General features: G+C 66.6%; 8 protein-coding genes and 1 pseudogene. 2 read left to right on the top strand and 7 right to left on the bottom strand.

Annotation, left to right across the window (positions count from 1 at the left end; translation table 11 throughout):
* Window positions 1-423 (bottom strand): annotated as a pseudogene (locus tag WAN02_RS28170) (arabinosyltransferase); the annotation flags it as partial.
* A 216-nt stretch (window positions 424-639) separates the two neighbouring features.
* Between WAN02_RS28170 and WAN02_RS28175 the strand changes: the two are divergent.
* Window positions 640-2,055, top strand: coding sequence for an MFS transporter (locus WAN02_RS28175; RefSeq protein WP_422268591.1), 1,416 nt, complete (start codon window positions 640-642; stop codon window positions 2,053-2,055).
* A 5-nt stretch (window positions 2,056-2,060) separates the two neighbouring features.
* On the opposite strand, the gene WAN02_RS28180 is transcribed toward WAN02_RS28175, so the two are convergent.
* The 6 genes from WAN02_RS28180 to WAN02_RS28205 all read right to left on the bottom strand — a co-directional run bounded on the left by WAN02_RS28180 (window position 2,061) and on the right by WAN02_RS28205 (window position 10,451).
* Window positions 2,061-5,324: an arabinosyltransferase domain-containing protein gene (locus WAN02_RS28180; RefSeq protein WP_422268593.1), complete on the bottom strand. Its 3,264-nt coding sequence runs from the start codon at window positions 5,322-5,324 to the stop codon at window positions 2,061-2,063.
* Window positions 5,324-7,282, bottom strand: coding sequence for a galactan 5-O-arabinofuranosyltransferase (locus WAN02_RS28185; protein ID WP_422268595.1), 1,959 nt, complete (start codon window positions 7,280-7,282; stop codon window positions 5,324-5,326). Before WAN02_RS28185 ends, WAN02_RS28180 begins: the two co-directional genes overlap by 1 nt.
* Window positions 7,283-8,065, bottom strand: coding sequence for a decaprenylphospho-beta-D-erythro-pentofuranosid-2-ulose 2-reductase (locus WAN02_RS28190; RefSeq protein ID WP_422268597.1), 783 nt, complete (start codon window positions 8,063-8,065; stop codon window positions 7,283-7,285). It lies immediately after the preceding gene.
* On the bottom strand, window positions 8,066-9,448 hold the full coding sequence (locus tag WAN02_RS28195) for an FAD-binding protein (RefSeq protein ID WP_422268599.1): 1,383 nt from the start codon (window positions 9,446-9,448) through the stop codon (window positions 8,066-8,068).
* A gap of 88 nt (window positions 9,449-9,536) precedes the next feature.
* Window positions 9,537-9,947 (bottom strand): GtrA family protein, encoded by a 411-nt coding sequence (locus tag WAN02_RS28200; protein ID WP_422268601.1) that lies wholly within the window; start codon window positions 9,945-9,947, stop codon window positions 9,537-9,539.
* A gap of 21 nt (window positions 9,948-9,968) precedes the next feature.
* Window positions 9,969-10,451 carry a GreA/GreB family elongation factor gene (locus WAN02_RS28205; protein WP_422268603.1) on the bottom strand — a complete coding sequence of 161 codons (483 nt, stop codon included), beginning with the start codon at window positions 10,449-10,451 and terminating at the stop codon, window positions 9,969-9,971.
* Between the two features lie 432 nt (window positions 10,452-10,883).
* On the opposite strand from WAN02_RS28205, the gene WAN02_RS28210 reads away from it, so the two are divergent.
* Window positions 10,884-11,615, top strand: a 732-nt coding sequence (locus tag WAN02_RS28210) for a PGRS repeat-containing protein (RefSeq protein ID WP_422268605.1), incomplete at its 3' end; no start/stop codon positions are given.

The following is an 11,615-nucleotide window of genomic DNA, read 5'->3' on the forward strand; positions in this document are numbered from 1 at the left end:
GTGCAGGGTGCTGCAGGCGCCGGCGGCGACGGCGGAGCGGGGCGCCGCCGCGGCAACCGAATCCCGGAACGCGACGACGACGGTGTCCTTGTTAGCCCGCACGAACAGCCCGCTTTTGCCGGTTTCAAAGCCGTTCACCGGCAGCGTCGACACCACCAGGCCACCGTCGGCCGGCAGCGTGGCGATCGCGCCGCAGGGGATGGAGATGTCCAGCGCCCGCGGCGCCCCAGAGACCAGCGGCGCGGTGATGTCGGTGATGTGCCCGTCGGCGTTGAGGCCCTGCGGCCACAGAATGGTGGCCGTCGTCTGTGCGACCGGGAGCAGCGGAACCAGCGCGCACAGCAGCGCACCGACGATCCCTGCGACGATAGCGACCAGCCGTGCGAGCCGATGCGTCGATCGCTCACTGTCGTCGTGGGGCACGAGGGACGATGGTAGGCGACTTATCTCCACTGACTCGGGAAGAGGCGGGCAATCAGTAATTAGTCCGTAAAGATCCAAACCGCATTCATAGAAACTCAGCCCACTACGGCGCAGGTCAGTGCGCCGAACGACCCCACACTGGCCCCGCCACATGGCCCGACGCATCTTTTGGGGCCGTTCGACTCCTCCGAGCGAACATGGTTTAGTAGGTCAGCGGTGGTGAATTTAACGGAGCAGAAACAAATCGCCGCCGGCCAATGGCGTGAGTTGTGGAGTCCCCCGTACGTGCGGACCTCGGCTGTGATCGCTGGGGGCGTGGTGTTGTACTCCACGAACGAGTTCCTCACGATCAGCATGCTGCCCAGCACGATCAATGAGATCGGCGGGGAGCGCATCTACGCGTGGGTGACAACCCTCTACCTCGTCGGGTCGGTGGTCGCCGCAGCGACGGTTAATACGCTGCTGCACCGCATCGGCGCGTGCGTGTCGTACCTCATGGGCTTCGCCGTCCTGGGTGTCGGCAGCCTGGTCTGTGCGGCCGCACCCACCATGGAGATTCTGCTGGTCGGCCGCTTCCTGCAGGGGCTCGCCGGCGGTCTGCTGTGCGGCCTGAGCTTTGCTGTGATCAACGCCGTGCTGCCGCGTTCGCTCTGGAGCCGGGGCTCTGCCATGGCGGCGTCGACGTGGGGTATCGGTGCGTTGATCGGCCCCGCGATGGGCGGCCTGTTCGCGCAGTTCGGCGCGTGGCGGTGGGCGTTCGGCCTGCTGGCGATGCTGAGCGTGGCGATGGCCGGGTTGGCGCCGGGCCTGCTGAGCATGGACGGTGGCGAGCCACCCACCGACGGCGCCGCGGCCCGGATCCCGGTGCCCTCGGTCGTCCTGTTGGGCGCCGCGGCGCTGACGGTCAGCGTGGCCTCGCTGCCGCACAATATCGCCGCAACCGTCAGCCTGCTGATCCTCGGCGGGTTGCTGGTTGGCGCCTTCTTGGTGGTCGACCGCCGGATGGACACCGCCGTTCTGCCCGCCAGCGTTTACGGCTTCGGCCCGCTGAAGTGGGTCTATTTGACCTTGGGGCTGCTGGTGGCAGCGACCAAGGTGGATCTATACGTGCCGCTGTTCGGTCAGCGGCTGGCTCACCTGGGGCCGATCGTCGCCGGGCTGCTGGGCGCGTCGTTGTCGCTGGGCTGGACGATCAGCGGACTCGTCAGTGGCTCGTTGAACAAAGCGCGCTCGATCCTGATTGTGGTGATCGCGTCACCGCTGGTGGTGGGTGGCGGGCTGGCGTTGGCCGGAGTCACTCATGTGCAAGGCGCGAAGGTCGGCGTCATCGTGGTGTGCGCGGTGGCGCTACTGGCCGTCGGGGTGGGTGTCGGGGCCGCCTCGCCGCACCTGTCGGCGTGGGCGATGAGCGATGTCGACGACCCGGCCGAGGGCGGCGCCGCCGCCACCGCGATCAACTCGGTGCAGCTGATTTTCGGCGCCTTCGGCGCCGGGCTGGCCGGGGTCGTGGTGAATCTCGTCGACGACGGCGGGGTGTCCGCGGCGCATTGGGCGTTCGCTGTCTTCGCGGTTCTTGCGCTGACTGCCTGCGCCACCGCCTATCGCGCCGGCCGCCGGCAGGTTGCCTTCTAAACCGGTTACTGCCGCAGCGGCGCCGGACTCCACAGTCCGCTGCGGGTTGCCGAACCCAGGTCTAGTTGGGCGGGCCCGGCATTCGGGTAGTACGGCGTAAGTTGTTGCAGCGCACCCCAGTCGCGAGACCAGTCGTCTTTCAGGTACGTCGGCACGGTGTTCGGGCGCACCAGCAACTCGGTGACGCCCAGTGGCCCGCCGCCGTTCTTGTCCATCACCGGCGAGTTGGCCTCGGCGCCGAACCGATCAGGCAGGATCCGCCACTTCGGCACCTCGTCCACACCGTTCTGGTGGCCGAACGGCCGCTGACACGGGAAAGCCAGTCCCACAAGCCAATCCAACAGCACCGGTTGCGTCGAGCCGACGACGTCCTGCAGCGTGCGCAGCCGCGGGATGCGAGGCTGGGTGACCGCGATCCAGTGCTGCGGCGCGAGGTCTTCGTCGTCGGCCACCACCCGGACCTGAGTGGCGTCCGACGGCAGCGCGGACATCGGTGCCCGAAGGTTGCGCCACGCCGGCGCCGCGCCGACATCCGCGAGTCCTATTGCGCCGCCCGGCTTGTTGTCGGCGGCCTGTTTGTCGTTGGCCCACTGGATCTGGATTTCGCCGTAGTTGAACCGGCCCGCCGCCGAGACCACGAGCAATGGTCCGGCCTCGCCGTTCCGACTTTTGTCGGGCAGCCGGTACCAGGCCGACCGCAACCGGGCGGGTATCTGGACGCCGGATCGCCAGCTACCCAGTACCGCAGTTTTGGCCGGATCGAGCCCGAAGGGCAGCCGCGCGCGCGAGCCGTTGATACCCGGCGCGGCGGTGGTGCCGCCTTCGGTGCCCGCTTCGCTGTTGACCGTCCCGTCGTCGCTGACGAAGCTGCGGTCGCCAGGACGTTCCATCACCGGGTCGGCGGATACCGTGGATGGGATGCCGTTGGGGTCGAAGCCCGCGGAAAAGCCGTCGGCCAGTGCTTCGTTCACCGGCGCCGAGACCGGCGACAGCATGCCGACGTTCGGATCCTGTTCGACGAGAACGTCGGTGGCCAGCCCACAGGTCTTGCCGGTCAGCGCCTGCAGGTTGGAGCGGCCCACCGACCAGGCCGGGTATTGGTCGGTCATTCCCAGTGTCAGCGACAGCACCTCGAAGAAGACCAGCGCCCACGCGGCAATCCCCAACGGCGACCGGATGATTCGGCCCAACCGCGACTCGGTGGGCGGGTCGGCGTCGCTGCCGATTCTGACGAAGTGGAACCAGGCGGCCAGCAGCGCGACCAGAACGGTCAGCGCCAGGAACCCGGTGGTGAACCCGAAGTGCCACTGCGGGAACGCATTCGACCACGGCACACCGAAGTTCGAGACGTACCACCAGCCGTTCACGCTGGCGAATGACAGCGCCACGACGAACAGCACCACCGCGGCGAACAGCGTCCGGTTGCGTCGCGAGCGCATCGCGTGCGCCGTCACTGCGACGGCGGCCAGCGCCCCCAGCGAACCGGCCAGCCCCGCGAACACCCCGAAGTGGTGTGTCCACTTGGTCGGCGTGAACATCATCGCGATGAACGAGATGATCGTGATGCCGATGATCCGGCGGCTCGGCCCGGCCGCGGTGCCCGGAATTCGCCCCTTGCGCAACGACATTGCCACCGACACCGCGAGCGCGACCAGCAACGCCAGGAGGGCGAAGCGGCGGGCGATCGATCCGTCGGGGCTGGCCATGAACAACCGCTCGTAGCGGATGTGCTCGTCGAACCAGCTCAGGCTCGGTCCGAGGGCACGCTTGAGCGCCGTCGCCTCCAACTCGCCGGCCAGGGTCTGGTCGCGGAAGATCAGGATGATGTTGACGGTGACCGCGGCGACGATGGGCGCCAGCAGCGGCAGCACACCGAACTCCCGCGACCGGCGGTGAATGATGGTGCGCAGCGGGCCGATAGCCACCAGCAGCGCGCCGATCGACGCGATACCGGTCGGCCCGGAGAACAGCGTCAGCGCACCGATGATGCAGGCCACCGCGACCGGCAGCAGCCGGCTGGTGGCCACCGCGCGCTCCACCGAACACCAGGTCAGTAGGATGCCCACCGCGATGATCGGCTCCGGCCGCAGACCGTTGTCCAGCGGCAGCCAGACCGCCAGGAACGTGCCCGCCGCCGTCCACGCCGCCGCGCGGGAGGTCTTGACGGCATGCCCCAGCCGCGGGATGACTTCCCGGCTGATCACCCACCAGCAGGACAGGGCCATCAGCAGGGTGGGCAATCGCATCCAGATGCTCGCTGTGGTGACATGAGCCCACAGCGCCAGCAGGTCGTAGTACCAGCCGAACGGTGCCTCGGGAGTGCCCAGCCAGCGGTAGTAGTTGGCCATGTAGCCGGCATGCTCCGACACCCGGGCCATGGTCAGGATGTAGCCGTCGTCGGCGGTGTTGGCTCCGACGAACTGCCACCACACCAACACCACCGTGACCAGGCCGTCGAGTCCGCTGATCGACCACCAGCGCGGCGGCAGGAAGCGGCGGTGCCGGGTGCCATCGGCGGTATCCAGGATGTGCAGCGCGATCAGCGCGGCGATGGTCAGCGCCACCCCGAGCACCATCGCGGCCATCTTCAGCGGCGTCGGCGAGCTGCTGTAGCGGGTGTCGATGGTGGCGGAGAACGTCAGGCCTGGCGGGGCCGGCCCGCTCAGATCGGTGAAGACGCCGACGATCTGCGGGCGGAAGTCGTAGCCGCTGCGCTCACCCCGCAACGCGGCGCCAGGATGCTCAGCGTTGGGGCCCTGCGTGAGCCCGACGAATTCCCCGACCACCCGGTCGGCATGCGCGGTGAAGACGAGCTTCTGGCACGCGTCGCTCAGCACCTGGCTCATCGGCGCGACGACCAGTGGGACGTTGCGCACCACGAGCACCAGGTCGTCGTTGGCGCGCTCGATCAGCAGACCGCGGTCCACCGCCTTGGGTGCCTGCTTGGGCACGGTCGACAACAGCACCGTCTTGCCGCTGTCGTCGGATCCGGCCAGGCCGGCGGCGGCCTGGCACGGGATGCTGATGTTGAGGTCGGTGGCCACGTAGCCGATCAGCGGGGCTTCGACGCTGCCGAGCACGCCGTTCTGCGGCCAGTTCAGTTGGGCGGTGGTCTGTTTGACCGGCAGCAACGGGGTGGCGATCGCTAGCAGGGCGCCGAGCAGACCGGCGACGACGGCGACGATCCGGGCAGCCCGGTAGGTTGTCCCGCCGTCGCTGCCCACGGAGCTAGATGCTAGTTGCCCGGTCTCGGCCGCCTTGGTAGCCATCAGGGTTTGCGGACGGCCAACACGAACGGGCCGATGGTGGTGACGGTGAACCGCGGGTCGGCGAACATCGAGGCGTTGAGTTCCACGGTGTAGCGCCGCACATTGGGCTGGTTGGGGTAGACGTCTTCGGCCAGCCGCAGGGTGTAGGTGCTGGACTGGCCGGCCGAGCCGCCGTGCCGCATCAGGAAGACCGTCGGCGGCGCCCACGGCAGTGTGTCCAGCGCGTGGATGAACGGATCGGCGGCTTTGAGCTTGGACCAGCTCTTGATCGCCGCCGCACGCTTGTCGAACTGGGCGAGTGGGTTCGCGTAATGCGACGTCAGCCCTTGGAAGCCGAAGTAGGGGTAGTAGGACAGGAAGCTGTAGTCGGCGGTCATGACCACCGTCTGGTCCCGCGGTTTACCGGTCGCCCGGGTGATCGCGGTGTCGATCTCCGGATAGAACTTCTCCGAGCTCGGCGGCCGGCGATCGCCGCGTTGCCCGTGTCCGTCGGTGTCGGTGTAGGCGATGGTGAGGTCGGGTCGCAGCACGTCGGGGATGTCCTGGCTGAAGGCGATCGCCGCGGCCAAGCCGATCGACGCCGCCACCGGCAGCACGGCCCGGCCCCAGGCATGGTCGCGCCCACGCGCGGCTAACGCCCCAGCGCCTTCGATGAAGCCGAAGACGCCCGCGGCGGCCAGCAACACCGTCAGGGTGGGCTGCAACCGGAACGACAGCAGCGTGGTGCGCGCCAACGTGGCGAGCATCGACAGCAGCGACCACAGATAGACGGCTAACACGCCGGCCGCCAGACCGCCCGCCCGTACCGACGATCGTGCGCGGACCACTAGCCACAGGGTCCCGAGCAGGCACAGCGCACCGAGCAGGGTGAACTTCAGCATCGGGAAGGTCAGCTCGGCGCCGTCGGCGGGCAGGTAGTGGTAGGCGCTGCCGGTATTGCTGATCGGGTCGTGGGCCGCCCGCAGCAGGAACGGCAGCCAGGTCGTCGACGCGATCGCGGCGGTGATCACGCCGATGACGGCCAGTCGCCGCAGCGGATCCAGCGCGGCCTTGAGGCCATCGCGGCGGCGAGATGCCGCCAGCGCCAACGCCATCAGTAGCACGGTGAACGCGCTGTAGGCGAGCAGCAGGGTGTAACAGGTCGCCGCGACGCCGAGGAAGATCCCCGCGCCGATCACCGCGGCCCAGCCGCCCGATCTGGTACCACCGCCGCCGAGTGTGCGTCCAGCCGCACTTTCGGCGTCGACTGTGCGACCTGCCGCACACTCGCGGGCAGCCCCGCGCAGACCCGACCAGGTCAGGATGAACACCGGCGCCAGCAGCACGGTGATCATCGCCGAGTACGGCTCCGGTGAGCTGTAGGCCAGCGTCACCGCGGCCGTCGCGGCGGTGACGATCACCGCGTACTCGAACCGGATCAACCGCCACCACAACACCAGAGCGACGGCGATCGCGATGGTGATCGAGGTGATCGCCCACGGTTTGAATGTCTCCCAGCCCGAGGTGCCGGTGAGCGCCGCGATGCGCCCGCCGACCCAGAACCAGCCCGGCGGATAGAACGCCGGCAGCCCCGTATAGGTCATGTCGTGTAGCGACGAGCTGTCGGTCAGCCGGGTCAGGTATTCGGTGCGGAATTGCTGGTCGACGGAGATGCCGAACAGGTAGAGCTTGGTCGCACCCAGCGGCATGCCGAGCGTCACGACCGAGAACGCGGACACGAACACCAGCGCCAGCAACCGAGCCACCGCACGACGGCCGCGTCGGAAAACCCAACCAGCGCAAAGCAATCCGAGGATGCAGCCAACCTGGCCGACCGTGGTGAGCGCGTGCAGCTGATTCGACGACGGGAACGCGGGCCACTGAACTCGGCCGATCGCGATCAGCGACACCACGGAGACCGCCGCCGCGATCGCAACCGCGATCACCATGTGGCCGACGGTGGCCAGTGCGTTGCGCATCTAGAAGGGCAGCTTGCGGAAGATCGGCCGCGGGATGTGCCGCAATACCATCAGCAGATAGCGGACCGGTCCGGGCGCCCAGACGAGTTCCTTGCCTTTGGCCGCCGACGTGACGGCCAGCTCGGCGACGGCCTCTTTGTCGACGGTGAACGGCGCCTCCTTGGCGCCGGTGGCTTTCCAGTGCTCGATCGTCGTCGTGGTGCGCACCTGGCCGGGCCTGATCACCAAAACGCGAACTCCGCTGGGCCGCAAGGCCTCTCCGAGGCCGAGGTAGAAGCCGTCCAAGCCGGCCTTGGTCGAGCCGTAAACGAAGTTCGACCGGCGCACCCGCTCACCGGCGACCGAGCTCATTGCAATGATCTGGCCGAAGCCTTGCGCTTTGAGTTTCTCGCCGAGCAGCACGCCGACGGAAACCGCTGCGGTGTAATTGACTTGGGCGATCTGCACCGCCTTGTGCTGGTTCTGCCACAGCTCCTCGGCGTCGCCGAGCAGGCCGAACGCCACGATCGCTACGTCTACATCGCCTCCGGCAATAGCGGCGTCGATCACCTTGGGATGGCTTGCCGTGTCGACGCCGTCGAAGTCGATCCACTCGACCGACTTGGCGCCCGCGGCCTTCATCTGCGCGACGGCCTTGTCTTTCCCCGGGTGGTCGGGCAGATCGGCCAGCACAATGCGGGCATGCGCGTTGCGCAGGTAGCGCTCGCAGATCGCCAGCCCGATCTCGGACGTACCGCCGAGCAGCAGGATCGTCTGTGGATTTCCTACGGCGTCAAGCACCATCTAAAGCAGCTCCAAACGTCGGGCCATGTCCGAGACGAAGACTCCGGTCGGATCGACCTTGCGGCGCACCGCAATCCACTCGTCGATGCGTGGATACATGGCGTGGAAATTGTCGGCGCTGACCCGCGAGTCCTTGGCGGTGTACACCCGGCCGCCGAATTCCATCACCCGGTGGTCGAGCTCGTTGAGGAATTCGTTGACGCCCGGCCGGTTGGGGAAGTCCATCGCCACATTCCAGCCGGCCATCGGAAAGCTCAGTGGCGCACGGTTACCCGGGCCGAAGAGCTTGAAGACGTTCAACGCCGAATAGTGGCCGCGGGTCTGGATCCACCGGATGATCGCCTTGAACTCGTCCAGCGCGTTCGGCGGTACCAGGAACTGGTGTTGCGCGAAACCCGTTGGGCCATAAGCATTGTTCCAGCCGCTGACCAGGTCGAGCATATGGTAGAACTGCGACAAGTTCTGAACCTTTTCGGTGTAGGTTCCGCCCAGCCGGTAATAGATCTCGCCGATCGCCATGAACGACAGCTTGTTCATCGCGCTGATCGGAAAGACGTTGGGCACCGTCAGCAGTTGCGGCGCATCGAACTTCAGCGGGTTCTTGGCGAGCTTGGGCGGGAGCTGATCCAGCTTGGCCAGGCTGCCGCGGCTGACCGCGGCCCGGCCGAGTTTCGGTGGCGGGCTGATCAGGTCGAACCAAGCGCTGGAGTAGGTGTACTTGTCTTCGCTGCCGTCGAGATGGACGGCGACGGTTTCGTCGAGGTCTTTGGTGGCCACCCCGTCGGCGATGAAGTACGCCGTCTCGGTCGGCGTCATCGCGATAGTGGCTCGCAGCACGATGCCGGTCAGCCCGTTGCCGCCGACGGTGGCCCAGAACAGCTCGGACTCGTCGCCATCCGGAGTGAGGTGGCGGAGCTGCCCGTCGGCGGTCAACAGCTCCATCGAGATGACGTGGTTGCCGAAGCTGCCCGCGCTGTGGTGGTTCTTGCCGTGGATGTCGCAGGCGATCGCGCCGCCGACCGTGACCTGCCGGGTGCCTGGCAGCACCGGCACCCACAGCCCGAACGGCAGCGCCGCCTTCATCAGCTGATCGAGGCTCACACCCGAGTCCACGTCGGCCACGGCGCTGGCGGAGTCGATCGAATGGATCTTGTTCAGCGGTGTCATGTCGATGACGAGGCCGCCACCGTTCTGCGCGTTATCGCCGTAGGACCGGCCGAGTCCGCGGGCGATCACGCCCCGGCCACCGGCGTCGGCGACCTGGCCGACCGCCTTGGCGATCAGCTCGGGGTCCGGCGTGGACAGCACCTCCGCGACCGACGGCGCGGTGCGGCCGAAGCCCATCAGCCGGGTTCTGGTGGTCGGAATGTCACTGCTCAACATCGTCAAAAAGGGTACCCGCCGCGTCCGGTGACGATGCGGGACGCGCGCGTCCCGGTGAGGAGGCGGACGATTAGGCCAAAGTCACTATTCAGCGCAGCCGGAAGATCACCGACCGCTGCACGATGAAGTTGAGCACCGTCGCGGTGCCCTGCGCGATCACGAAAGCGGCCGGCACCCGCCACGGCTCGTTGGCGAACTGCAGGTAGAAGACATAGTTGATGCCGACCTGCACGCAGTAGGTGAGCGCGTAGAGCACGCATACGGCGACGAACCGGGCCCTGCTGGGCGGTGCCTGGAAGGTCCACCGCCGGTTGATCAGATAGGCGGTCGTCGTGCCCGCGATGAAGCTGAGCGATTTGGCTAGGTTGACGTGTAGGCCCAGGTGCAGCAGCGCGACGTAGAGACCGAAGTCGACGATCGCCGACAGTCCGCCGGTGACGATGAATCGCCACGCCTGTGTTTTCAGCGGCAGCTGGGTATTCGCCGCGATCTCGGCCATCGGCGAAAAGTCTACGGGCGCTTACGACGGATACTTCACGTCCAACAACTTGACCTGTTGCTCGCCCTGCGGCGTGGTGTAGGTGACCTTGTCACCGGCCTTCCGGCCGACCAGCGCCTGGCCCAGCGGGCTGCTCGCCGTCAACGCCTCGGCTTCACTGTCGATGGAGGCTTCTTCGATCACCGAGATCACCTGCATCGTCACCACGTCGCCGTCGGAGAACTTCAGTTTGACGATGGTGCCGAACGGCAGCTCGTCTTCGTTGGTCGGCGCCGGGCCGGCGTGCAGCAAATGGTCGAGTTCGGCGACCCGCTCGTCGAGGCCGGCCAATTCGTCGGCGCGCTGGATGGCGTCGGCGGCGTCGGCGTGATCGCTGACGGCACCGCGGTCGTTGCGGACTTCGGCCTCCAACCGGTCCCGGCGTTCTTGCAGCCGGGCCAACTCGGCGGCGACGCGCTCGCGTGCCTCACCGGTAAGCCCCGAGGGCTCGACGTTTTTACTCAATTCGGTTCAACCTGTCCTTTTGGCAGTTGTCGCCAATATATTCCGGCGCGGTGCGGCGAATGAGCGTACATCGATGGGTCCTCAGGGAACGCGCTTTCCAATAAGACATGTGTCGAGTTTTCTGAGATATACATATGCCTAATAATAAGGGGTCGGGTCGCACGCCGTTTGGATACTTCAGATACGCCGGCTTTCGCGATAGTTTGCCGACCGCACGCGAAAAGCGTTCCATTCCAGGCCATTTGCCACGATCAGATATCGCCGGGTTAGCTGCTCGAACTCAGGGTCAACGACATTCAAAATAATTTTCGATTGACTCGTGATTTCCCACACACGAGTGTGATTAAGAGCTACCTTAGGTCCGACTGAGAACGGCACTCAGGTGCGTTGGGGTGGGAATCAAGCGGGATATCAGGGTGGGAAGGCTTCTTCATGTCTGGAAAACACAGCAAGGGAAATCGTCAGGCAGCTAAGGCCAAGGCGCGCCGTCGCGCGCGTGCCGCCGGTCTAGGCGGGAGTGCTGGGGCGTTTCTCGCGTTTGGGCTGAGCCCGCTGGTGGGCGCGCCGACGGCGAAGGCTGATGTGTTCGACGACATCTTCGATTTGGCGATCGGCTCGGCCGCCAGCTCGGCGATCACGGCGGTCAATCCGACGGATTTCCTGGATCCAGCTGTATTGACCGGGCTGCTGGGTGATCTCAGCACGCCCGCCGGATGGGACACCCTGCTCGCCGATTTCGCCAACCCCAGCAGCTTTGATGCCGTGTCCGCGAGCAGCTCCGCGCTGTCCGACACCGGCTCGGCAGCCTCGGTGGCTGATTCTTCCTCGAACACTTTCTTGCAGGGCATTGAGCAGTCCTGGATCAACAGCTCGTTTGGTGAGCAAGTCGATACACAGCTCAATGCGTGGGCCGCGCAAGCCGACCCCGCACTTTCCACCTCTGACGCCTGTGGGCTGATCTGCAACGGTGCTGACGGCACCGCGACCGACATCAATGGTGGAGACGGCGGGTTGTTGTTCGGCAACGGCGGTGAGGGATATACCTTCACCGCCGCAACCGATCCGACCGGCACCGCCGAGGCTGGCGGCGCCGGCGGTAGTGCCTTCTACTTCGGCAACGGCGGCGAGGGTGGTGCCGGATTCGACGGCGGCAACGGCGGTGAC

The sequence above is a fragment of the Mycobacterium sp. genome (assembly GCF_049281135.1).
Taxonomy (GTDB): Bacteria; Actinomycetota; Actinomycetes; order Mycobacteriales; family Mycobacteriaceae; genus Mycobacterium.